Origin of the sequence: Mycobacterium sp. RTGN6 (assembly GCF_033804605.1) — a bacterium.
Taxonomy (GTDB): domain Bacteria; phylum Actinomycetota; class Actinomycetes; order Mycobacteriales; family Mycobacteriaceae; genus Mycobacterium.
Genome location: NZ_JAPZKZ010000002.1, coordinates 98,978 through 121,033, shown reverse-complemented (window position 1 = coordinate 121,033; position 22,056 = coordinate 98,978). Strand labels below are relative to the sequence as shown.

The 22,056-nt window shown below is 68.9% G+C and carries 27 protein-coding genes; 10 read left to right on the top strand and 17 right to left on the bottom strand.

The window, feature by feature from the left end:
• Nucleotides 1-4: 4 nt before the first annotated feature.
• The 6 genes from SLQ33_RS04870 to SLQ33_RS04845 form a co-directional block, all read right to left on the bottom strand.
• A complete protein-coding gene (locus SLQ33_RS04870) occupies nucleotides 5-418 on the bottom strand; it encodes a hypothetical protein (protein WP_319452671.1) in 414 nt (137 codons plus the stop codon).
• A gap of 78 nt (nucleotides 419-496) precedes the next feature.
• A complete protein-coding gene (locus SLQ33_RS04865; protein WP_319452670.1) occupies nucleotides 497-1,339 on the bottom strand; it encodes a CopD family protein in 843 nt (280 codons plus the stop codon).
• A gap of 4 nt (nucleotides 1,340-1,343) precedes the next feature.
• Entirely contained in the window at nucleotides 1,344-1,805 is a 462-nt protein-coding gene (locus SLQ33_RS04860; RefSeq protein ID WP_319453260.1) for a copper resistance protein CopC, read from the bottom strand.
• Between the two features lie 44 nt (nucleotides 1,806-1,849).
• On the bottom strand, nucleotides 1,850-2,545 hold the full coding sequence (locus tag SLQ33_RS04855; protein ID WP_319452669.1) for a YcnI family protein: 696 nt from the start codon (nucleotides 2,543-2,545) through the stop codon (nucleotides 1,850-1,852).
• Nucleotides 2,546-2,585: 40 nt separating this feature from the next.
• A complete protein-coding gene (locus SLQ33_RS04850; protein ID WP_319452668.1) occupies nucleotides 2,586-3,119 on the bottom strand; it encodes a hypothetical protein in 534 nt (177 codons plus the stop codon).
• An 8-nt stretch (nucleotides 3,120-3,127) separates the two neighbouring features.
• The gene (locus SLQ33_RS04845) at nucleotides 3,128-3,784 is read right to left on the bottom strand and encodes a DUF6474 family protein (protein WP_319452667.1); all 657 of its coding nucleotides are present in this window, start codon (nucleotides 3,782-3,784) and stop codon (nucleotides 3,128-3,130) included.
• Nucleotides 3,785-3,993: 209 nt separating this feature from the next.
• On the opposite strand from SLQ33_RS04845, the gene SLQ33_RS04840 reads away from it, so the two are divergent.
• The 3 genes from SLQ33_RS04840 (at nucleotide 3,994) to SLQ33_RS04830 (ending at nucleotide 6,913) form a co-directional block, all read left to right on the top strand.
• On the top strand, nucleotides 3,994-5,235 hold the full coding sequence (locus SLQ33_RS04840) for a hypothetical protein (protein ID WP_319452666.1): 1,242 nt from the start codon (nucleotides 3,994-3,996) through the stop codon (nucleotides 5,233-5,235).
• 62 nt (nucleotides 5,236-5,297) lie between these two features.
• The gene (locus SLQ33_RS04835; RefSeq protein WP_319452665.1) at nucleotides 5,298-5,789 is read left to right on the top strand and encodes a DUF955 domain-containing protein; all 492 of its coding nucleotides are present in this window, start codon (nucleotides 5,298-5,300) and stop codon (nucleotides 5,787-5,789) included.
• Nucleotides 5,786-6,913 carry a hypothetical protein gene (locus tag SLQ33_RS04830; RefSeq protein ID WP_319452664.1) on the top strand — a complete coding sequence of 376 codons (1,128 nt, stop codon included), beginning with the start codon at nucleotides 5,786-5,788 and terminating at the stop codon, nucleotides 6,911-6,913. Before SLQ33_RS04835 ends, SLQ33_RS04830 begins: the two co-directional genes overlap by 4 nt.
• A gap of 50 nt (nucleotides 6,914-6,963) precedes the next feature.
• Here SLQ33_RS04830 and SLQ33_RS04825 read toward each other — a convergent pair whose 3' ends face one another.
• The 4 genes from SLQ33_RS04825 to SLQ33_RS04810 all read right to left on the bottom strand — a co-directional run bounded on the left by SLQ33_RS04825 (nucleotide 6,964) and on the right by SLQ33_RS04810 (nucleotide 9,675).
• Nucleotides 6,964-7,362 carry a helix-turn-helix domain-containing protein gene (locus SLQ33_RS04825; protein WP_255063637.1) on the bottom strand — a complete coding sequence of 133 codons (399 nt, stop codon included), beginning with the start codon at nucleotides 7,360-7,362 and terminating at the stop codon, nucleotides 6,964-6,966.
• 406 nt (nucleotides 7,363-7,768) lie between these two features.
• Nucleotides 7,769-8,509, bottom strand: a complete 741-nt coding sequence (locus tag SLQ33_RS04820) for a TMEM165/GDT1 family protein (protein ID WP_319452663.1) — start codon at nucleotides 8,507-8,509, stop codon at nucleotides 7,769-7,771.
• 257 nt (nucleotides 8,510-8,766) lie between these two features.
• Nucleotides 8,767-9,300, bottom strand: a complete 534-nt coding sequence (locus SLQ33_RS04815; protein ID WP_319452662.1) for a peptidase — start codon at nucleotides 9,298-9,300, stop codon at nucleotides 8,767-8,769.
• A 99-nt stretch (nucleotides 9,301-9,399) separates the two neighbouring features.
• The gene (locus SLQ33_RS04810) at nucleotides 9,400-9,675 is read right to left on the bottom strand and encodes a S26 family signal peptidase (protein WP_319453259.1); all 276 of its coding nucleotides are present in this window, start codon (nucleotides 9,673-9,675) and stop codon (nucleotides 9,400-9,402) included.
• 127 nt (nucleotides 9,676-9,802) lie between these two features.
• On the opposite strand from SLQ33_RS04810, the gene SLQ33_RS04805 reads away from it, so the two are divergent.
• A complete protein-coding gene (locus tag SLQ33_RS04805) occupies nucleotides 9,803-11,437 on the top strand; it encodes a hypothetical protein (RefSeq protein ID WP_319452661.1) in 1,635 nt (544 codons plus the stop codon).
• Between the two features lie 19 nt (nucleotides 11,438-11,456).
• Nucleotides 11,457-11,879, top strand: a complete 423-nt coding sequence (sodN, locus tag SLQ33_RS04800) for a superoxide dismutase, Ni (RefSeq protein ID WP_319452660.1) — start codon at nucleotides 11,457-11,459, stop codon at nucleotides 11,877-11,879.
• A 69-nt stretch (nucleotides 11,880-11,948) separates the two neighbouring features.
• On the opposite strand, the gene SLQ33_RS04795 is transcribed toward sodN, so the two are convergent.
• Nucleotides 11,949-12,107, bottom strand: coding sequence for a hypothetical protein (locus SLQ33_RS04795; RefSeq protein WP_319452659.1), 159 nt, complete (start codon nucleotides 12,105-12,107; stop codon nucleotides 11,949-11,951).
• A 383-nt stretch (nucleotides 12,108-12,490) separates the two neighbouring features.
• Here SLQ33_RS04795 and SLQ33_RS04790 point away from each other — a divergent pair, with 383 nt between their 5' ends.
• Genes SLQ33_RS04790 through SLQ33_RS04780 form a run of 3 tightly spaced genes read left to right on the top strand, consistent with a single transcriptional unit; the run spans nucleotide 12,491 to nucleotide 14,794 of the window.
• Entirely contained in the window at nucleotides 12,491-12,838 is a 348-nt protein-coding gene (locus tag SLQ33_RS04790; protein ID WP_319452658.1) for a rhodanese-like domain-containing protein, read from the top strand.
• A gap of 19 nt (nucleotides 12,839-12,857) precedes the next feature.
• Nucleotides 12,858-13,955, top strand: a complete 1,098-nt coding sequence (locus SLQ33_RS04785; RefSeq protein WP_319452657.1) for a DUF4328 domain-containing protein — start codon at nucleotides 12,858-12,860, stop codon at nucleotides 13,953-13,955.
• A gap of 5 nt (nucleotides 13,956-13,960) precedes the next feature.
• A complete protein-coding gene (locus SLQ33_RS04780) occupies nucleotides 13,961-14,794 on the top strand; it encodes a glycerophosphodiester phosphodiesterase (RefSeq protein WP_319452656.1) in 834 nt (277 codons plus the stop codon).
• Here SLQ33_RS04780 and SLQ33_RS04775 read toward each other — a convergent pair.
• The 4 genes from SLQ33_RS04775 to SLQ33_RS04760 all read right to left on the bottom strand — a co-directional run bounded on the left by SLQ33_RS04775 (nucleotide 14,791) and on the right by SLQ33_RS04760 (nucleotide 18,216).
• Nucleotides 14,791-15,339, bottom strand: a complete 549-nt coding sequence (locus SLQ33_RS04775) for a ferritin (protein ID WP_319452655.1) — start codon at nucleotides 15,337-15,339, stop codon at nucleotides 14,791-14,793. The genes SLQ33_RS04780 and SLQ33_RS04775 overlap by 4 nt on opposite strands.
• A gap of 68 nt (nucleotides 15,340-15,407) precedes the next feature.
• Nucleotides 15,408-16,604, bottom strand: a complete 1,197-nt coding sequence (locus tag SLQ33_RS04770; protein WP_319452654.1) for an LCP family protein — start codon at nucleotides 16,602-16,604, stop codon at nucleotides 15,408-15,410.
• A gap of 30 nt (nucleotides 16,605-16,634) precedes the next feature.
• Nucleotides 16,635-17,402 carry a CPBP family intramembrane glutamic endopeptidase gene (locus SLQ33_RS04765; RefSeq protein WP_319452653.1) on the bottom strand — a complete coding sequence of 256 codons (768 nt, stop codon included), beginning with the start codon at nucleotides 17,400-17,402 and terminating at the stop codon, nucleotides 16,635-16,637.
• Nucleotides 17,403-17,424: 22 nt separating this feature from the next.
• Nucleotides 17,425-18,216, bottom strand: a complete 792-nt coding sequence (locus SLQ33_RS04760; RefSeq protein ID WP_319453258.1) for a DUF2470 domain-containing protein — start codon at nucleotides 18,214-18,216, stop codon at nucleotides 17,425-17,427.
• A gap of 116 nt (nucleotides 18,217-18,332) precedes the next feature.
• Here SLQ33_RS04760 and pheA point away from each other — a divergent pair, with 116 nt between their 5' ends.
• Both pheA and SLQ33_RS04750 read left to right on the top strand, forming a co-directional pair.
• Nucleotides 18,333-19,244, top strand: coding sequence for a prephenate dehydratase (gene pheA / locus SLQ33_RS04755; RefSeq protein ID WP_319452652.1), 912 nt, complete (start codon nucleotides 18,333-18,335; stop codon nucleotides 19,242-19,244).
• A gap of 28 nt (nucleotides 19,245-19,272) precedes the next feature.
• Complete coding sequence (locus tag SLQ33_RS04750; protein WP_319452651.1) at nucleotides 19,273-19,959, top strand: histidine phosphatase family protein; 687 nt, start codon at nucleotides 19,273-19,275, stop codon at nucleotides 19,957-19,959.
• 243 nt (nucleotides 19,960-20,202) lie between these two features.
• On the opposite strand, the gene SLQ33_RS04740 is transcribed toward SLQ33_RS04750, so the two are convergent.
• Both SLQ33_RS04740 and SLQ33_RS04735 read right to left on the bottom strand, forming a co-directional pair.
• Nucleotides 20,203-20,553 carry a metallopeptidase family protein gene (locus SLQ33_RS04740; RefSeq protein ID WP_319452649.1) on the bottom strand — a complete coding sequence of 117 codons (351 nt, stop codon included), beginning with the start codon at nucleotides 20,551-20,553 and terminating at the stop codon, nucleotides 20,203-20,205.
• A 5-nt stretch (nucleotides 20,554-20,558) separates the two neighbouring features.
• The gene (locus tag SLQ33_RS04735; RefSeq protein WP_319452648.1) at nucleotides 20,559-22,001 is read right to left on the bottom strand and encodes a septum formation family protein; all 1,443 of its coding nucleotides are present in this window, start codon (nucleotides 21,999-22,001) and stop codon (nucleotides 20,559-20,561) included.
• Nucleotides 22,002-22,056 lie beyond the last annotated feature (55 nt).

The following is a 22,056-nucleotide window of genomic DNA, read 5'->3' as shown; positions in this document are numbered from 1 at the left end:
ACGCCTATTCGTCGTCGGAACCGCGGCGCGCGAGCAGTACTACCAGGATGGCGAGCAAACCTGCGGCGATGGCCGCGGCCACCGGCAGGTTGGACCGCGGCGGGCCTGGCTGGGGTACGAGTACCGGGGCGCCAGTGGTCACCGTCGACTTAGCCTGTGCCGCAGCCTCCTTGGCGGGCGACGTGGTGGTACCGGACCCGTTGGTGTCGGCGATCTTCGGCCCGGGCGAGGTCTTCTTCGCCGGTGCCTTCTTAGCCGGAGCAGCCTTCTTGGCTGGCGCCTTCTTCGCGACGGCCTTCTTGGCCGGTGCCTTCTTCGCGGCCTTCGCAGGAGGCGTCTTGGCAGGCGGCTGCGGGGCCGGTTCGTCACCCGACGCGGGGTCGGGCTTCGAGACCGGGGGATCCTGCTCGTCGGCCATGGGTTTGCTCCTTTGCAGTTTCTCGTCCAACCGTGTGAATCCTGCAGTTCTGCCCATCATGCCAGTTCGCTTCTGACGCTAGGCCGAGACCGCCAGTGCGGCGGCGAGCACCAGCGCGACCGCCATGATTGCGAGCTCGATCCGCGCCCGAAGATGCGACACGTCAGCGGTGGCGCGGTGGGAACGCGCCGCGGGCAGCCATCGCGCCCGGTTGCGCCAGGCCAGCGCGGTGAGCGCGACGGTGACGACGACCTTCGCCGACAGCAGGCGCCCGTAGCCGGTCTGGTACAGCGCGGCGGGACCGGGCAACGTCACGACGGCACCCGCAACGCCGCAGACCAGCAGGACGGCCACACACGCCAGCGACACCGACGAGAACTTCGGCAGCACCCTGGCCCACTGACCGCGCCGTTCGACGGTCAGCACCAGTGCGGCCAGCGTTCCGCACCACAGCGCCGCCGCGAGCGCGTGGAGCACGACAGCGACGCCGCCGACGGGGCTGGCCGACAAGTGACCGACCAGGCTGCGGGCCGCCAGTCCCGAGGCGGCAAGCCCGGTGGCCGCCACGCTGGAGGCCGCCGAACTGGGCCGCGTGGACGCGAGGACGGCTACCGCCACCGCTGCCGCCAGGCAGGTCAGCCCCGAGCGGCCCGCGGCGGTGCCCACGGCGAAGTCGGTGGCGGTGCGCACGTCGAGCCGGACCAGCGACACCCCCGCCGCCTGCGCCGCAGCGACGACGAGCCGCACCAACTCGGCCATCGCCCACACCGCCGAGCTCACGATGAGCGGCCGTGCCGCCTTGTCAGCCAGTTCGGCGCGGTACCGCGGATCGTCGAATCGCGGTACCACGGTGAGCCCGAGCGTGACGATGGCCGCGATGTCGGCCACCGCCCGAACGGCACTGTCGCCCAACGAGTTCACGGCATCACGGTCGGCGCCGCGCCGCCCACCAGCCGCCCGCCCCGACGATCGCCACCGCCACGACGACGAACGGCCACACCGGCAGCGAGCCGTCGGACTGGTTGCCCGCCGCGGCGGGCGGGCCCGGGGTGCCCGCGCCGGCGACCGTCAGCGCAAACGTCCACGCGCCGTTCACCACGTGCCCATCGGCCGAGGTCACCCGGTAGTTGACGGTGTAGGTGCCGGCGGGACCCAGCGGGAGCACGTCGACCGAGGCCGTCGCGCCGACCACCTGGGTGGAGCCCGTCGACCACAGGTTGCCGTCCGGGCCGACCACCGTCATCGCGGCGAACGTCGTCTGCAGCTGTTCGTTGAAGGTGGCGGTGACTCGCGACGGACCCTGCTCGACGGCGGCATCCGGTGCAGGATCGGCCGCGACGCGGGTGGCGTGCGCCGATGCGGCGCCCGCTCCCGCGAGGGCGAGCATCCCGAGCACGGCCAAGATCACCGCCGCGACGGTCACTCGTCTCGTCACGTGCGCCTGCCCCTGACCAGAGCTGCGGCCACGGCGAGGGCGGCCACGACCAGCGCGGCGCCGGCCAGCCATCGGGCGGTGTCGTCGGCGGACGCGGTCGGTTCGGCCGCCACCGCCGCAGGCGCCGCCGCGACGGACGGCGTTGTCATGGGCGCCATTTGATGTTCCGGTGCCGACCCTCCGAGTGTCAGCACCGGCGCCGGGTGCTCGGGTTCGGCGCCATCGGGCAGCGGCGCCTGATCCCACTTCACGACGGTCCCGTCGGAGTACGTCTGCGTGGCGGGAAGGGTCACGGACTCCTGGTCGGGCAGTTTGACCGACGCCCGGAAGAGCCCGAACTGGTCGGGCGAGATGCCGACCGTCGGGGCGGCCGTCCAGGTGATGGAACGGACGGTCCCGGATGCGGCGTCGCGGTCCAGCCGCGTGGTCCAGCCCGGCATCTGCTCGGCTCTGGCCGACGCGACGTTGGGTAGCGTGACGCTGAACTGTGTTGTCAGAGCGCCTGTTTCGGATTCACCGGGCACTTGGAAAGTGAGTATTGCGGTACTGCCAGGTGTGGCGTCGTCGTCGGCGTCCACGTGGACGTGCGCCCACGCGGGGGCCGCACCGAACGCCACGGCTGCGGCGATGGCGGCGGCCGCCGCACCCGCCGTGGTGAGGGCGCGGGAGAGCGCCAGAGATGTTGAGCTCATGTGCTGGTTGCCTTTTCGGGGTCGGGAAGGTCAGGGGTGGTCAGCGTGTCCGCCCGACCGGAGGACCCCGATGTGACACCGACGCGGCGAGCGCCAAGGCGGAACGCAGCGGTTGGTCGGCGCTGCGGACCGCGCCGACGGGTCGCGTGCGGATCGGTGGGCTCACGGGTGCGGTGACGGCGTGAACGGCCCGCGACAACGCGTCCGCCAGTCGAGTGGCCGCGGCGATCAGGGCTGCGCCGGCGAACACGGCCGCGACGTGGGCGACGACCATCACCGTCGAAGGCGGACCGAGCGCCGCCGCGTGCTGGTGACCGGCCGCGTCGAGCAGGAGATGACCGAGCACCTGGCCCGACGCCAGCAGCACGAACAGACCGGATGCGGTCGCGACGCCAGGCATCGTCGCCGCAAGTACTCCCAGGGTGGCTGCCATCACGGCTAGCAGCGCGGCTCCGGAACCGGACGGCAGCGCGCCGCCACCGGCGGTGTGGGCGACCAGCGACAGCGTTGCGGTGAGCGCCCCCGTCGCCGCCCCGCGCCAGCGGGCCGCGAGTGTGGTGGCGACGGCGCTCACGGATTCGGTCAGACGACGCCGAGGCGCGCCATCAAGTCGGCGTCGATGCCATTCAGCTGGTCGGAGATGGCGGCATGGCTGGCCTTGCGGGTCGGAACGGGCATGTTCTCCGCGGCCGTCACCGCTGCGGATAGTTCGGACAACCTGCCGGTCATCGCCGCGACGAACTGCTTGGTCTCGGTGTCCTTGGGCTTGAGCTCCGCGACCTGGCGTAGTGACCGCTCGGCGCCTGCGACCCGGGCCGAGAGCCCCCCGCCCGCCCCGGAGAACTGTCCGAGCTGGCTAAGTGGGACGCCGAGCCGCTCGGCGCGACGTTCGTCGAGGAAGCCGCGCGCGGCGATGGCGGCGCGATAGATCAGTGGCGTCAGCACCGGGGCGAGAAGGCGTGACACGGTGAGCGCCCGGCGAATGCGGGTGGGGGAGAGCAGCTTCCCTTCTTGGGCGGCCTTCAGTTGCGTCTCAGCAACCTTGAGTGCGGCCTTGTCGCTGCCGCGTTGCGACTTGACGCCCGCCTTGATCGCGCGGGTCTGACGCTTGTCGTCGGCCTTGATGCGACGCGCCTCGTTCCGCGCTCCGAGCTTGGCCTCCATCTTGGCCTTGGCCTTGATGGCCCGGGCCTCCGCCCGTCGAGTAGCCCTGCTCTTACGCCGTGTGAACAGGCCCATCCCGACTGCCTCCCGGTCGTCTCATCGCCATTGTGCGACGTTGGCTCCGCTGGTATGGCTCACACTATCGCCGCGTCGCTGCGGCGGTGGTTCCGCCCCCGCTGGAATACGGCGATTCGCACTCGCAGCAAACACGTCACGCACGTTGTGCAACAATTGACGGGTTCTAGAGATTGCCGAAGCTAGATGCCGTGAGGGGTGGTGACGACGTGGCTTCCCGAACGAAGATGGCGGCGGCCGCCTGCGTCTTGGCATCGGGCCTGTTGGTAGGTGGTTCGTGCGCCTCATTGGCCTTTGCCGAACCGGATCAGGGGCAGAGTGGCGACACGACCGGCGAGCCGCCGAGTGGCGCGCCGGGCACGTCTGCACCTCGGCCTTCCGGCACGACGGCCCCCGAACCCACCACCGAGGCGCCGAAGACCGGCGTCACTGCACCTGAGGGGACGGGCGCACCCACCGAGAAGCCGGTGACTCAGGTAGGTGACGGGCGCAACGGGCTCCCCGTCGGCGAAACCAGCGCCAGCACCGCACCCGCAACGCCCAGCAAACATTCTGAAGCCGAATCAGAAGCGCCTCCGCAAACGAAGGCACCCGACTCTAGCGAACAACCCGGGGCCACTACGGCCGCCACGAAGGACACCACCGAGGCGCTGCCCACCGGCACCACCACTGCGCCGACGATCGATCCCGAAGCCAAACTCGCGGTCGAGCCAACGGTGGATCCGACTTCCGAGGAGACGACGACGCCCTCGGCCGAGCCGACGAAGACCGAAGAGCCGGAGCATCCCGGCTGGCCGTTCCCCTGCTGGTGGCCGATTCCCGATCCAGGCAACCCGCCGGGCGGCGGTGGAGGCGGCGGAGGTGGCGCCGAGCCGCCGATCGGACACCCCGCCCCTGTGCCCCCGCCGATGCAGCTGCCGTTCCCACTGCCGCAGGTACCGGAACTCCCGGGGATTCCGTTCGAGCCGATCATCGACGCCGTGAACGGGCTAGCCACCGCGGCCGCGCAGCTTCCGTTCGTGCCGATCAGCTTGCCGGTCATCGTCGTGCCGTCCCTCGGCGTGCCCGGAGCGGGCGCTGCCGGCGGCGGGAGCGGCGGAGCCGGTGCGGGCGGTGTCGGCGGACCCGGAGTGGGGCCGCGTCCCGGTGGGACCGTGCCGCCGCCGGTGACGGGCAGGACCGGCGGCAAGCCCGCGACGTCTCCGGCAGAACCGAAGCCGTCGAGTCCACCGGCCTTCTCGGCGGGTAGCGGCTCGGCCCCCGCGCCGTCCTACCGCGCGGGGTACGTCGACTACCTGCGTGCGGCGGGGCTCGGTCAGGTCGCCGCGGTCGCGGTGCCGGGCGTCACGGGGATACTTATTCTGACCGGTGCAGGCGGCCTGTTGGGCTACCGCCAGGCGAGGGCGGGTCACACCGTCCGCGCGAGCGGAACGGGGCGCTTCATGGGTTGACGGGATTCGTCCGCTCGGACGTGGGTGGAGGGTCATAGTGGGAGTCTTCGAGAGGGGTGTGTATGTCTGCCAGTCGCCGCGTCACGCGCGCCGTCAACGCTGTGCTCGATCTCGCTCCGCGCAGCGGTGAGGTTTCGCTCGCCCGCTTGGTGGACGCCGTCGCAGAAGATCGCGACAGACCGATCGAGCTGAAGATGGCCGAACTGCCCACGGGCGTGTGCGGCCAGTGGCGCCAGTACGTCGACCGTGACGTGTTCCTGCTCCAGGAGGGGTTGCCCGCGGGCGACCGTACGCTCGCACACGAACTCGGACACCTGGTGCTCGGCCATGAGGGGATCTCGGTCGTCGAGGCCGCTCGCGACAGCATGGAATTCGCCAGTTCCGATCTCATCGGATACATGCTCAACCAGCGCACCGGCTGCATGGGGCCCAGCGGGGAGGACGCCGAGCAAGAGGCCGAGGATTTCGCGGCCCTGTTGATCTACCGGCTCGGACGATTGCCGTCTGATCGTTCCTCGATCGTCCAGGTGCGGCTCGGAGAGGCGTTTGGTTGATCATCTGGGTGATCGCCGGCCTCCTCGGGCTGGCGACCGGCCTTCGGATCGGCTGGGCACTGGTCAACAAGCAATCCCTGGTGAGCGCTGCGATGATTCTCGCGCTGGGCAGCCTCGGACTGGTCGCGGCGCTCAACTGGCAGCCGCTCACGCTGCTTCTGGACACCTTGCTCCGGTGGCCCAACGTCTCCACTGTGCTGAGCCAGGTGGCACTCATCAGCTGCGCCGCGGGCAGCTGCGTGATGATCACCTCGGCGTCCTCGAGCCGTTCCCCAATCACCACCCGCCGCATCGCGGTGGCGCAGTACGGCGTGGCCGCGCTGATCGCCGCCGTCACATTGGTCGCGTTCTTCATCAGCCCGCAGCAGCCCGAGATGGCGCCGGAGGAATTCCTGCGGCGCAATCTGGACCCCGGTGGGGCGCCGACGCTTTCGTGGCTGCCGCCCCTGCTCTACGTGCTGTTCGCGCTGTGCCTGGTCGTATGGGCGGGGGTTCGCCACTCCAACCGCACCCGGCGCGGCAGGGCCTTGTTCGTGTTCACCATCGGGATCGTGCTCATCGTGCTCGCCGCCGCGTTCTTCTTGCTGCGGGCGGCCGGTAGCACTCAATTCGTCGGGGTGGGCTCGGCAGCGACGCTGCTGGGCTGCGCGATGCTGGTGGTGGCCAGTGGGTCGCTGCTGCCCAGCGTCGAGGATTGGTTCGGTGCGCGTCGGGAGATGAGGCTGATCCGGCCGCTGCTCGACGAGCTACACGAGCGCCACCCCAACGTGGGGATCGGCATCCGTCCGCGTGGGCCGCTGCTGTTCCGCGTCGCCGAGCAGATGTCGATGATCTCCGACGCGCTGTACTTGGAGGCCACGCGGACCCTGGGAGACGATGCCGAACGCGCGGCCAGGGTGCCGGATCCCGAGCTGCCGAAGACCTCGCCGAATGAGCAGGCCCGTCGCGTAGCGGCGTGGATTCATGCTGGCCGCGGGGCGGATCGAGACGTGGCAAACGTCAAATTCCCTGGTCCGAATTGGCTGCGCCAACCGGCGTCCTACTCGGATCGGGAGTGGATTCTGGCCATCGCCAGCCAGTACCGGGCGCTCGAGAGATCAGACGACGAGGTTGCGGTGGGCTGAGCCCACCACCACGAACGTTCGCCGGGCGGTGTACCGCAGCGCCCTACGGGCTAATCGTCCAGGTGCTCTTGGCGGCGGAGCTCGTCGGCCTTCTGGACGAGGTCCTGCTGCGCCTCGGGGGACAGCCCGACGGTGCGTGCCGCAATACGCCGGATGCCCTCGTCACGCATGTTGGCCAGCCACGTCAGTTCCTTGTCGAGCTTCTCGTAGTACTCGTCATCGGTGAAGTACGCAGGCTTGATGCGGAAGAAATTGGCGAGCGCGGCCATGGTCGCAACGGACGGATTCGTGCGATTGCCTGAACGCAGTTGCGAGAGGTACGGAGCCGACATGGTGACGCCCTCCGCCTTGAGCGCGGCAATCACTTCGGCTGACGTGTGAGGACCCCGTCCTGGCGGGTAGACGGTATCGAACAGTCGGTTCAGCCTGGCGGCGAAAGTCATGCTCATCGAATAATCCTCCACTTAGCGTTACGAGCGGGCGCCGTTGTCGCCCTATTTGCTGATCATCGTAGCGAGTGATGTGCGCAAGGCCAAGTGCAAACCGCTGAAAAGTCGAACTCGCTACCGTGTTGATCCGCATTCCACGCCATCTAGCAGCAAGTTTTGATCGTGGGGACGGCGCCGAGGGCCGTAGCGGCGAGGCAAATACTAACGCTGAGGTAGTTTTGCCCAACTGGCGGGTCTCCGCGCGTTTCGTCACAGGCGGCTCATAGTTAACTCCCGGCTATCGGGCAGGTGCCTGCGACGACGCATATCGTCATTTGCTCAGAATGTGAGAGATCGCCACGTCGCGTAGCTAAGGGTGACGTGTACGCGCACGTAGCTGAGAAGCGCGCCTGACGCTCCGTCGAGGTCAGTCAGCCGGGGGACGGTAGCCAGCGTGGCTGGGGGTCGATTCTGGCGATGATTCCAACACGTCCAGCTGGCCTCCACGCCCGCGGCGGCTCCTGACGAACGCGGTCACCCCTGCGCCGACGGCGCCGACCGCTACGACCGTCGTGGCCGCGACGGCCATCGCCGTCCACCCCAACGCGTTGTCGAACAGGAGCCACAGGCCGAACAGCAGGAAAAGCACGCTCGCGAACACGTGGAGGAAGCGCTCGGGCAGCCTGCGGTGCAGGAGTCGGCCCACGATGATCGCGACGCCGTCGGCAAGCACCATGCCGATCGTTGCCCCGAGCCACACCCCGGCCCAGTTGTGGTCGCTGGCCAGGGCGACGGTCGCCAGCATGGTCTTGTCGCCGAGTTCGGCGAGGACGAACGACGAGACCACCGCGAAGATGACGTACCGCGGTTCGGCGACCGTGACTTCCTCGTCGTCGTCGCAGCGCCGACTGTCCCGCCAGGTCCAGGCCGCGAAGAGCAGGAAGGCGATGGCGGCGGCGAAGGCGATCGGCTTCTCCGGCAGCGTCAGCCCGACGAAGTGCCCGATGGTGACCGACAGACCGTGCACGAGGAAGCTCGCGATGGCGACGCCGGAGAGCACTACCCACCAACGATGACGCAGCGCATACGTCATCGTCATCAACTGGGACTTGTCGCCGAGCTCGGCGAGGAACACCACCCCGAGGCTGACGAGTGCTGCGGTGAGCATGGGTACGACCTTTCGACGCGGCGCCGGCGGGTGAAATGCTCACTACCCGTCGGACATTCGGTCGAAGGTCTCGCCCACCGCAAGGTGCGGTTCGCCGGCCGGGCTATTCGCCAGTATGTCGACACGACGATTGGGGGCTACTCCCCTTCGCTGATGTCTACACGGTAATGGCATTTCCACGGCCGCGCCAGTCTTCCCGAGATTTCGGGAACCCGTAAACCTCGTTTCGAGGACTGAATCGCGGTATTCGAAAACCCTTATGCCGCAAGCAGCATGGCGAGAATCGCGGTGTCGGGGTGGCTGATCGGATCGATGCCGACCCGGCTGACCATCGACGTGATCGTCCCGTCGGACTCGGCCTCCACCCACGCGGCCCGGTGGTCGAGTCCGAGGTGTGGAAGGCCCGGGAGCAGAACGCAACCCGATGCCGCTCCCGCGCATTCCGGCAGCGACGGCATGGTCTCCGACGGTGGATGCAGCATCAACAGGGCGGGTGGCTGGCGGTCCGCGAAATAGCCTGGGGGAATGGCGGAATCGCCGACGACGGTGCCCTCGGCGAGCACCAAACCGACGGTACCGGGCTGGGGTTCGTCGGGCAGTTCCTCCCGGACACCGAAAATCGTTGTGGTGGAAAGCAACCCGGGTAGCGAGGCCACCCGGACGGCCACTATCAGAAGCTGAGCCCACTCCTTGGTCGAGTCCGGCCAGCGGCCGGACACCACGAAACCCTTCAGCGCTCCAGCCGATCCGAATGGAGCGACTTCGACGGCTCCGCTTGGTCCTGTGTCCATTTCGCCTCCGACATCTCGGGACTTCCGACACGGCTGTGGGTCGATCCCTCCAGAATGGGCCCAGTCGACGCCACCGGCAAGCGGACACGCACCAGAACGTCAGGCGCTTGTATTACGAAACGTCCACACCACGCGGTACGAGCCGACCGCAGGGATCAACCCGAACTCGTGGGAGTCCACCGCACCTGGCGCGTGGGGGTTGTCGGCGCGGGCTTCGAATACCGTGCCGTGAACCGACTCGTGCACGTCGCCGACGCGCTTGACCAACCAGCGGGTCGACAGCCTCGGGTCGCGGAACAACCGCAACTGGCCGCGCCGAGGCTCGCCGCCAGGCACCGCGAGCATCGTGTCGCCCGGGTTGAGCGCCGGGCGCATCGAATCCTCAACGACTCTGAACAGTCGCAGTGGCCAGCGTCGCGGAGGATGGTTGTCGCCCACTCCGAAAGGCTAACAACGGTTGGCCCCGCCGCCTTTGTCGGTGCCGACGGTCAGGATGTTGTTCATGGGGGAACGTCGAGCGCTGCGCAGGATTGGCGATCCGGTGGTGGCCGCCGGCCCTTCGGGGGTGCGGATTCGGACCCGCATTCACCTGAGCGAGGCCGAGGCCGTCACTGTGGCGGCGATCGGATCGTTTCTGGGATCGGTGTATCGGGCTGAGTTCGCTGGCCGGGTTGAGCTGGGCCAACTGGATCGGGCACCACAAGCCCGGTGGCGGGCGCAGCGCAAGCAGGCGGTGACCGCGGTGTCGTCGTCGAGGTGGGCTGGTGCGATCACCCGAGCCGTCGAGGATCAGTATCAGCTGGGCATGCGAGCTCTGGGTGCGCAGGTGGCCGATCTGGAGCAGGCCGTCGGAGTGTTGGAGCAGCGGTGCGCGCTGCGGCCCGGCGAGCAGGGCACTGGGCGTCGGCGTGGTTACCGCTCGGCCGGTGAGCGATTCGCCAAGACGCGGCGTCTAGCGCAACTGCGTGCGCGACTCGCCGCCGCGGAGAAGGCCTTGGCCGCCGGGCAGCCGTCGATCACGGTGGGCGGGAAACGGTTGTGGCGCAACCGCAACCACCTCGACCAGGCCGCCATGACCGAACAGCAGTGGCGGGCCAGCTGGGATTGCTCCCGGATGTTTCTGACCGCCGACGGCGAATCCGGCAAGGCTGGTGGCAACGAAACCATCCGAGTCGACGAGGCCGGCCGGTTGCGGATCAAGGTCCCCGCCGCGCTGGCCGACCAGTACGGCACGCATCTCACCGTCGCGGCGCCGGTGGCGTTCTCCCACCGCGGCACCGAGTGGGCGCTGCGGGTGGCGGGCCGGCGGGCGGTGCGCTACGACATCACCCATGACCCGGCCACCGGCCACTGGTATCTGGACGCGTCCTGGAAACAAGACGTGGTCACCGCGGCACCATCGATCGACGAACTACGTACCGGCCCGGTGCTCGGTGTCGATCTCAACGCCGATCACCTCGCCGCCTGTGTACTCGACGGGTCGGGGAATCCGGTCGGGGACCCGATCACGATCCCGGTAGCCACCGCAGGTTTGGCGGCCTCGCGGCGTGATGGGCGGGTCCGTGCGGCGATTACCGCGCTGCTCGACACCGCGACGCATGCGTCGTGCACGGCGGTCGTCATCGAGAACCTCGACTTCGCCGACGCCCGCGCCGCCGGCCGCGAGACGATGGGCCGCGGTCAGCGTGGCAGAACCTTCCGCCGCACCGTGGCCGGCATCCCCACCGCCAAGTTCCGCAACCGACTGACCGCGATGGCGGCCCGCCGTGGCATCGCGATCATCGGTGTCGATCCCGCATACACCAGTAAGTGGGGTGCCCAACACTGGGCCAAACCCCTACAGCAACAGACTTCCGAACCAGTCACCCGTCATCATGGTGCGGCGACCGCGATCGGCAGACGTGGCCTCGGATTGAAGATCAGGCGACGGCCGGCAGGACCCCGCAACGGACAGAGGACCGTTGCGGGCACACCACCGGCCAGGCCCGATCACCAACCGAACCGCGTTGGAAGGCACGGCAGTTCCGGCCCACCGGCACGCACACGATGCGCACCGGTCCGTCGGAGAACACCCGCCGCCAGCGGCCAACACCGTTCGGGCCGCAGCCGAGCAGCACTCACTGTCGCTCACTCGTAAGGAACGGTAAGTTAGGTCCATGCTGCAACGACTTCTCGCCAACGCCACCCCCGCCCATGCCCACTGCGACCTGTACTGCGGTGTCTACGATCCCGCACAGGCCCGGATCGAGGCGCTCTCGTGCCTCAAGACGCTCCAGAAGTACAACGACTCCGATGACGATCACTTCCGGACCCGCGCCATCTTGATCAAGGAGCAGCGCGCCGAGGAGGTCAAGCATCACCTGACGGTGCTGTGGGCGGACTTCTTCGCCAAGGAGCACTTCGAGCAGTTCCCGAACCTGCACCAGCTGTTCTGGGACGGCGTGCACGGCGCTGGTGACGTCAAGAAGTCGACCGACGTCGCCGTCGCCGAGAAGCTGCTCAAGACGATCGACGAGATCACCGACATCTTCTGGCAGACCGAGAAGGCCAAGGGCATGGGCGTCTACCCACCCGCCTGACACACGAACGAGTGAAGGCCGGTCCGACGATGTCGGGCCGGCCTTCTTCGTTCACGCCGAATGCGAGGGTTAGAACCAGACGATGAGTGCCAGGATGCCGAGCAGGATGAGCGCGATGACGCCGGCGCGCATGCAGGCCATGAGCTGACCGCGGGTGTAGACGTGCGCTGACGCGTGCCACTCAGAAGGCGGCACTGCGGACCCCGGTCCCATCGGATGCGATGCCATCAAACCCTCCTGACCTGCAAGATCAATTCCATCCCCCGTGAGTTCTGTCACAACCGCTCGTTGTGACGCCGATCATAGCCCCCCGGACACCAGCGGGAAAATCGGAGGTCGACCGGCGTGGCACGAACCGCCCCCCCGATCGGATTTCGTTAGTCCGCCAACCCTTTTCGCTCCGGCGCGGGCGACCTGTTGAGAATTGCCCTCGACAGCCCGGATTCATCCACAGCTCGGTGCTCCCGCGGCGGTGATTGCGCGGTTCAGGGCCGGTTTGGCCGCAGGGTCGGCTGTGGATGAACTTGTGGAAACTGTGGATGGTTGGGTCATTGCTGTGCTGGGCGACCAGGTGGGTGCGCGGACGCGCCTGGCGTGTCAGCATGGTGCCCATGAGTGCCAGCGAGGGGGAGGTCACCGAAGTCGACGTCGCAGACGTCCCCGTGACCTTCGACGAATCGGTCATTCTGCTCGACGTGCGTGAGGACGACGAGTGGGCGCGAGGCCACGCGGCGGGCGCCAGACACATTCCGATGGGCGACGTTCCGGCGCGAATGGGCGAGCTCGACGCCGATGCCACCCTGTTCGTGGTGTGTCACGCGGGCGGTCGGTCACTGCGGGTCTCGCAGTACCTGGTCCGCAACGGCTACGAGCCGATCAACGTCAACGGCGGGATGCTCGCCTGGGCCGGTGCTGGTCGAACCGTCGTCACCGACGGCGGCGCCGTCGGCACCGTCTGAGGAACCGTAGGCTGGTCGCGTGATCCAGGTCTGTTCGCGGTGCGGTACGCGGTGGAACGTCCGCGACCGGCAGCGCGTCTGGTGCCCCCGGTGCAACGGCACGCTGCTTGCGCCGTCGGCGCCTGCGGTCGCTGCACCCGTCGACCAACGCTGGGCGCCGCACAGCGCCGCGCTGCCGACCGCCGGCGGCCAACGTCCCGCGGCCCGACTGCCCGCGGGGTATCGATGGATCGCCGTGCGACCGGGTTCCGGGCCGCCGCCACGACGGGGCCGCAGACCGCTGGGCCCCACTCCGCGCTACGCGACCATTCCGCGATGGGGTCTGCAGGACCACGTCGACTACGTCGATCAGCCCCAGGCCGCGGTGCAGGCTTCGGGCCCGTCGGTGCGCATGGTGCGCGCCACGCTCCTGGTGGCGATGTTCGCGTTCGGCCTCGCGGCGCTGCTGCACGTGTTCCGGTACGCACTGCTGCTCGTCAATCGCGGCGTGCTGCTCAACCCGATCCTGGCGGACGCCGCCACCGTCGGCGGCGTGGCCGCGAGCGTCCTGGCGTTCTTCTCGTTGGTCACCACGGCGATCGTGCTGACTAGCTGGCTCGTCGCACGACGCGCGGCGACGTTCGAGCGGCTCGAACTCCCCGAGACCCGGTCGAAGACGGAGCTGTGGGCCGGCTGCCTGATACCGGTGGTCAACCTGCTGCTCGCACCGGTGTTCGTCATCGAGTTGGCCGTCCTCGAGGCGCGGGTCCACGAACTGCGCAAGCCGATCGTGATCTGGTGGTGCGCGTGGGTGGTCAGCTTCTTCGTGTCGGCCTTCGCGACCATCACCGCGTTGCCCTTCTACGCGCATGACGCTCAGCGCGTGGCCGACAACACCGTGACCTTCACCTTCGCGTATCTGATCGGACTCATCGCGCTGCTGTTGCTCAACAAGGTGTTCCGTGGCTTCACCAGCAGTCCCGTCGACAAGCCCATCAAGCGCTGGGTGATCGCCGGCGACTGGAATTCCGCCCACCCAGCTGCGCCCGCCCGCGCCGCAAAACCCGAGGCCACCGAACGCGTCGAGCAGGAATCGGCGATTCCGGTTGAGTCGATGCGGGCAGACCCGGCAGCATAGGCCTCATGAACTCGGGTGGCGAAGCGCTCGGCCATCCATACGTGGTGGCCCATCGCGGGGCCTCCGCAGACCGACCCGAGCACACGGTGGCCGCCTACGAGCTCGCGTTGGCCGAAGGCGCCGACGGCGTCGAGTGCGACGTCAGGCTGACGCGCGACGGCCATCTGGTCTGCGTGCACGACAGGCGGGTGGACCGCACCTCCGACGGCACCGGGCTGGTCAGCGAGTTGACGCTGGCTCAGCTGCGTGAGTTCGATTACGGCACATGGCATTCCAGTTGGCGAGCCGACGGCAGCCAGGGCGACACCGGATTGCTCACACTCGATCGGCTGATCACGCTGGTGCTCGACTGCAAGCGGCCGGTGAAGATCTTCATCGAGACCAAGCACCCCGTCAGGTACGGCGCGCTGGTCGAGAGCAAGGTGCTGGCGTTGCTGCACCGGTATGGCATCGCATCGCCCGCGTCCGCCGACATGTCCCGTGCCGTCGTCATGTCTTTCTCGGCGGCTGCGGTCTGGCGAATCCGAAGGGCGGCACCGATGTTGCCGACGGTGCTGCTCGGCGAGACGTCCCGATTCCTGGGCGGTAGTGCCGCGACGACGGTCGGGGCCACCGCCGTCGGTCCGTCGATCGCGACCCTGCGCGAGTATCCGGAACTCGTGGACAGGGCGGCGGCGCACGGCCGGGCGCTGTACTGCTGGACCGTCGACCACTACGAGGACGTGCGCTACTGCCGCGAACTCGGCGTCGCATGGGTGGCCACCAATCACCCCGGCCGGACCAAGGGCTGGCTGCAGAACGGACTGACCGGGGCGGGCCGCGATCAGCCGGATGGCTAGAGGTTGCCGCCCGCGGCCTTGGGTGCGTTGGGGTCGGCCTTCGTCGCGGTGAGCAGCTCACGCGCGACGAAGTCCTCCAGGTGGAACAGGTTGGCGCCGGCCCGGTCGGCGATCCGGATCAGGGTGGTCGCGAGCGCGACTTCCTCCACCTGCTCCTTGAGGAACCACTGCATGAACTGCTCGCCCAGGTAGTCGCCTTCCTCGCGCGCGACGCTCGCGAGCCTGCTGATCTGCTCGGTCACGGCCCGTTCCTGGTCGAGCACGAGCTTCAGTGCCTCGGTCGCCGAGGGGAACGCATTGCGCACCGCGTCGGTGCCAGGGAGCTCGACCTCGACGTCGCGATCGAGCAGGTACTGCACCAGCATCATGGCGTGGTTGCGCTCCTCGAGCGACTGGCCGTAGAAGTGCTTGGCGAGCTGTGGCAGGTCGGCTCCGTCGAAGTAGACGGCGATGGCGAGGTATTGCTGCGACGCGGTGAACTCGGTGCGGATCTGGTCGCGCAGGAGGTGGTGGAACTTGGTGTCGAGTGCGGTCGCGTCAGTCATGCGGTCGAGGATAGTGCTGGTCAGAGCCCTTGTCATCAAAGGTATGCCTTATTAAAGCAAGCATTCCCTCACTTGATGCGGCCGGCCTCGAGGACGTCTTCGGGGATCGCTGAGTCGGCGGCCAAGGCTTCGAACAGCCGACTGGCCGCCTCGCTGTCCCACTCCACGATGGACCCGGAGTCGCTTTCGCTGAAGTCGCCGATCGGCACCGTGGTGGTGGTGACGGTGCCGTGCAGCGCCCACGCCAGCCGGGCCAGATCCCACACGTGTGCGTCGAGGTCGACCGTCACGGCCCCGGCGGCAGCGTGGGCCATTGGGTACCAGCGCAGCGGATTGAGCAGCACTGCGGGGCTGGCCGACCGATGCATCAGCGCCGACATGAACTCGCGTTGATGGACCATCCGGTCGAGGTCGGCCCGTGGGGTGGCGCGGGTGCGGACGTAACCGAGGGCCGACCGCCCGTCCAGCTTCTGGCAGCCCGCGCGCAGTTCGATGCCCGCCATGGGGTCGCTGATGGGCTCCGCCGGGCACATCGTGACGCCACCGACCGCGTCGACCATGACGGCGAACCCGTCGAACCCGATCTCGGCGTAGTGGTCGAGCCGCATCCCGGTGGCCTGCTCCACGGTCTGGGCCAGCAGTGGCGCGCCGCCCAGGGTGAACGCCGCGTTGATCTTGTCTTCGCCGTACCCGGGGATCGGGACGTAGGAGTCGCGCGGAATGGACACCATCGTCGTCGGGACATCGGAGCCGAACCCCGGCACGTGCACTAGCAGCATCGTGTCGGTTCTGCCGTCGCCGATGTCGTCCCCGGTGGTCAACTCGGCCTGCTGTTCCGGGGTAAGCCCCTGCCTACTGTCGGAGCCGACGAGCAGCCACGTGGTGCCGCGTCCCGCCGCGGGCCGCTCGGCGTAGTCAGCGAGCGCGGGGATGCGGTGCAGCGAGTTATCGATCCAGAGTCCGGTGCCGACGACCGCGAGGACGAACACCACCAGAACGGCCAGCACGATGCGCCCCCAGCGTCGCTTGCGGCGTGGCTTGCGGGCCTTCGGCGGCGGCGCCGGTGGGCGCGCCTGTGCCGGTGGGCGCGGAGGCGGAGGCGCCGGCGGGGGTTGGCGACGGGGCGGCGGGGGCCGCTGGGCAGGAGGCAATGGCGGCGGGGGTGGGCGGTACTGCGGGTCTCGGCGAATCACCTGCGACGGCTCCGACGGCGGCCGACCTCGCCAAGGGTCGGGCCCCGGCGGCGGTGGCCGATCGTGGTTCACGGATTGAATGTACGTGCCGATACGGCTCGATCAGCCGAGCCAGCCGAGGTGGTCGGCTAGTAGTGCGTAGCCGACGAAGGCCACCGCGTCGATCAGGCCGTGCGCGATGATCAGCGGCCACAGCCGACCCGTTCGTCGCCAGGCATAGCCGAACACGAGGCCCATCACGACGTTGCCCAGCCCCGCGCCGAAGCCCTGGTACAGGTGGTACGTGCCGCGCAGCAGGCTGGACAGCAGTAGCGCCTTGCCCGGGCTGACGTCGAGCTGCCGCAGCCGGGTCAGCAGGAACCCGACGACGATGATCTCCTCGGCCCATCCGTTCGCGAATGCGACGCACAGCAGCACCGGGATCCGCCACCAGGTGTCGGTGAGCGCGGACGGCACTACCTCGACGCCGATGCCAAGGGCCCGGCCCGCCACGTACAGCCCCAGCCCGGGCAGTCCGATCAGGGCGGCGAGCCCGAGCCCGCCGAGCAGGTCGGGCCGCCAGCGGAATCGTCCGAGCCCGATGCGTGCGGGCCCGATGCCGCTGCGCCACAACAGGTACAGCGCCAACGCGCCCCAGGCGAGCAGCTGGAACACGAAGGTGAGGTTGAGCAGCAGGTCGATCAGGTCAATCGGCGACTGGCGCCGGTTGAGTAAGACGCGCTGGCCCGACAGGCCGAGGATCACCGCCTCGGAGAGGTTGACGACGGCGGTGTAGGCGCTGAGCCCGAACGTCACCGCAAGGACGACGAGGACCTCGGTACGCAGTACCCGCCGCTCGGCAGGCGCGGGCTCGTCGGGCGCTGCGGTCACCGCAGCTACGCTAGCGGCCCCACTAGATGCGGCGCGCGCGCAGTCCGTTGAGGAACGGGCAACCCATCAGCACGCGAATGGCCTGGCTGAGCCCGGTGACGTCGTCGACGGGTGTGTTGAAAGGCAGCCGCACGTCGTGGTCGCCGTCCTCGTTCTCGACGCGGAGCTGGACGCCGTAGCGGTCCAGCCCGAGCGGGCGGACCCGGCCGCGGCGCAGTGTGGTCGGCAGCCTGTTGGCGAGCCGGTCGACCACCTCGCGGTGGGCGGACTCGAGGTGTTGCAGCCAGCAGGACTCGAGCGCGCAGAACGGGTCGGGGCGCGCGTCGAGCAGCGTGCTCACGCAGACGGCCTCGGCACCGGTCGAGTCGGCGACGACGACCGACTCGATCTCCAGCCGCATCAGCGCGTAGGGGGTGTCACCACGGGCGGCCTGCGCCTCGCCGGTGTTCACTTGCAGCAGAGCGGGATTCGGGCTCTCGGCGGCGATGACGTCGAGCAGCCCGGAGACGTCGGCGGTCGACACGTGATGCAGCCTGCCGCGGATCCACACCAGCGACCGGACCGGTTCACGCAGCGGCAGCGGCGCGTAGTCGGTCAGCTCGAGGACCGCCTGGACGCCGTGTCCACCCGCCGCGACGACCATGCCGTTCAGCAGTCCGGTGGCGGGCACGGTGATGGCGAAGGACCCGTCGGCGAGCAGGTGGTGCACGGGGGTGGCGGACGGCTCGAGTCCCTCGACGGCGAGCATCGCACCGCCGCCGCGCGCACATGCGCTACGGATTCGCTCGGCCGTCGTCGGTGCCAGCACGGTCATCTGGTTGCCTTCCATTTAATGAGGTTAGCCTAACTTAGGCTAGCCTCACCGAAGCGCGCAAGGTTTACCGAATCGACTTCGCCGGGCGCGGCCCGACGAGCCGATAGGGTTGAGCCGTGCCACGCGTCGCCTACCTCGGTCCGCGCGGAACCTTTTCCCAAGCAGCGCTCATCGAGATGTCCGCTCGCGGCATGCTGCCCGGGCCCGCCGAGGAAGTCGATACGGTCAGCACGCCCGCTGCGCTGGACGCCGTGCGCGCGGGCAACGCGGACTACGCATGCGTGCCCATCGAGAGCTCGATCGAGGGCTCGGTGTCGCCGACGATGGACAGCCTCGCGTTCGGGCCACCGCTGCAGATCTTCGGCGAGCTCACCCTCGACGTGGCCTTCAGCATCGTCGTCGCCGACGGCAGGACTGCCGCCGACGTGCGAACCGTTGCGGCCTTCCCGATCGCGGCGGCGCAAGTCCAGCGGTGGCTTGGGGAGCACCTGCCCGACGCCACGATCGTTCCTTCGATCTCGAATGCGGCTGCGGCCGACGACGTGTCGCACGGTCGGGCCGATGCCGGGGTGAGCACCGCGCTGGCCGCGCAGATGTACGGGCTGGACGCGTTGGCCACCGGGGTGGTCGACGAGCCCAACGCCAGAACCCGCTTCGTGCTCGTCGCCCCGCCGGGGCCGCCGCAGGGGCGCACCGGTGCCGACCGGACGTCGGTGGTGCTGCGGCTCGACAACATCCCCGGCGCCCTGGTGACGGCGATGACCGAGTTCGCCATCCGTGACATCGACCTGACCAGGATCGAATCCCGGCCCACGCGTAAGGAACTGGGTACCTACGTGTTCTTCCTCGATTGTGTCGGCCACATCGACGACGCTCCGGTGGCCGAGGCACTCGTGGCGCTGCACCGACGTTGTGCAGACGTGAGATATCTGGGTTCCTGGCCGACCGACGCCCCCGCAGGGGCGGTATCGCCGACCACCGACGAGGCGTCGACGTGGTTGGCCCGACTCCGGGAGGGGACGCGATGAGCGCTTGCGCGAAGAGCAGAGCGCACAGGTGACGGGCCGATTGGTGCTCGTCCGCCACGGGCAGTCCTTCGGCAACGTCGACCGCCGGCTCGACACCAAGCCGCCGGGCGCGGCCCTGACCGAACTCGGGCGCGAGCAGGCGCGCACGTTCGCGCGCGACTGGGCGCACCCCATCGGGATGGTTGCCCACTCGGTGGCGTTGCGCGCCACCGAGACCGCCGCCGAGATCGGCGCGGAGCTTCACCTGCCGACGCTGACGCTGGAGGACATCCACGAGGTCCAAGTGGGCGAACTGGAGAACCGCAACGACGACGACGCCGTCGAACAGTTCAACGCCACCTACCAGCGCTGGCATGAAGGCGAACTCGACGTGCCGCTACCGGGAGGCGAGAGCGCCACCGAGGTGCTGGAGCGCTATCTCCCCGTCGTGACGCAGCTGCGGATGCGCTATCTCGACGACGAGGCGTGGAAGGGCGACGTCGTGGTGGTGAGCCACGGGGCCGCGATTCGTCTGGTGGGGGCGGTGCTGTCGGGCGTCGATGGCAGCTTCGCGCTCGAGCACCACCTCGCGAACACCGAGTGCGTGGTCCTGAGCCCGATCACCGACGGACGGTGGAGCTGCGTTCAGTGGGCGGCGCTGCTGCCGCCGTTCGATCCCGAGCCCGAAGTGCACCCCGTCGAGGACGCCCTGCACGGCGCCGACCCGATGGGTTGACGCCTCAGCTCGCGACGGCGGTTGGCACTGAGCAGCGGCAGCCGACGGCCTCGCAGTCGAGCCGGTAGGCATGCTCGAGCTCGGGCCGTTCACATCCGGGTTCGGTGCACTCGGAGCCGAACCGCACGTGATGGATGACGGTGCCGTGACAGTGTTCGAGACCATCGCGGCACTCGTGACACTGGTTGGTCATAGGGCCGTTCATAGCACTGCTCGCCGTCGAATCCGCGGTGCCGCGCGCAGTCATCCCCAACCGAGTTCGTGAAGCCGGTCGTCGTCGATTCCGAAGTGGTGGGCGATCTCGTGGACGACGGTCACCGCCACCTCGTCGACGACCTCGTCCTCGCTCTCGCACATGTCGAGCAGCGCGTCGCGATAGATCGTGATGGTGTCGGGCAACGATCCCGCGTACGACGAATCACGCTCGGTCAGTGCCGTGCCCACGTAGAGCCCGAGGATGTCGGGCTCCTCGGGATGCGCAGCCTCCACCAGCACGACGACGTTCTGCAGCGCCGCGGTCAACGCCGGTGGGATTCCATCTAGTGCGTCGGAGACCAACTCGTCGAACCGTTGCGGGCTCATCCGCACGGCCATCGCGGCTACGCGCCCGGTGGCGGCGGGATGAGCGGGACGACGGGTGCCGGGGCTGGTTCGCCTGGGGGCGGAGCGGGGCCAGGGGCGGCCCCGACCGGCGGTGCTCCGGGTGGCGGCGGCGGGGCGTCACCAGGAGGTGGCGGCGCACCCTCTGGTGGTGGCGGGCCGTCCAGCGGTGGCGCCGGAGGCGGTGGCGGTCCGTTGAGGAACGTGTTGCCCTGCGGAGGTGGCGCGGTGCCGGACGAGGTCGGGCTCTGCTGCGTCGACGTCTGCTGGCCGGGCAGGTGCTGCGTCTGCTGGCCGGTGTTCTGGCTCGGGTACTGCTGGCTGAGGTCGATCTGCGACTGGTCGTACTGGGACGAGGCGTCGATCGAAGGCATCGGGATCGGCGGCAGGTCGAGCCGACCTTCTGGGATGTCGGGCGGCGGCACTGCCGGCTGTCCGTTGATCAGCAAGGGACCCTTGGCGCTGTTGACCAGGGTGGACCAACCCCCGTTGCCCAACGTGGCGCCGATGCTGCACGACACCTGGTGGCTGCCCGCCGTCCAGCTCGGCAGCGAGATGGTGCTGTACATCAGCGTGAGCGTGGTGGTGCGCAGCTGCATCGGGGCCAGGTACCCGTCGGTCATCTTGGCGCACGCGTCCTTGACGAACGCGTCCTGGTCGGCATCGGTGGGGAAGGCGTCGGGAAACTTCTCGGCCAGGTTGACGGAACCGGTGATCTCCGTCGCGTGCGGCGCCGCGCAGTCCACGGGGATGTCGGTCGGTTGGTTGATGGTGGGGTCGATGCCCACGCATGTTCCGGCCGACCACACCTTCGACTGGTCGACGTCGGCGACCTTGCCCTTGTGCGACAGCTGTTGGCTGTTTGGGCCGGGCAGCTGGAGCCCGCACAACATGCGGCGCTCACCTGCGTCACGCCATTCGCGTTCACCCGACCACAGCAGGCTGACGACGAACCGGCTGTCCGGGTCGAACTTCGGGCCGAGGTAGGAGCGCGCGGCCGCCTGGCACTGCTCCTGGGTGATCTGCTGGATCCGGGCCGTCGTCGGTGGCGCCGCATCCGGCCCGTACTCGCTGCCGGGGAACGTGCGCATGTCGATGGTCTCGGCGACTTCGAAGCGGTGCTCGTCGGTGCACGGGACGATCTGGGCGGCGTCCAGCGTTCGTTCCGTCCAGTTCAGGCAGTCGCCGCCCTTGACGTGGTCGAACGTCTCGCTCCCGCGGCTCAGCGCCGACGCCGCGGAGAGCGGACCTGTGCCTTCGACGCCGCGTGGGAGTGCGGTGCTCAGGCCGGCGATGAGCAGGCCGCCGAGCGCCGTCAGCAGCAGAGCACGACGGGTCGGGGTGGCCTGAAGGCTTTGCCACCACGCAGTCCGTTTGGGCGGTTGCTCCGCCGCGTCGAGGCCCGACTCGGTGGCCGGGGGTGCGTCCAACATCGCGTCCATTGTGACAGGCGCGCCGAGCACCGTGACAAGAGTTGCAGTTGTAAAGTTATGTGGT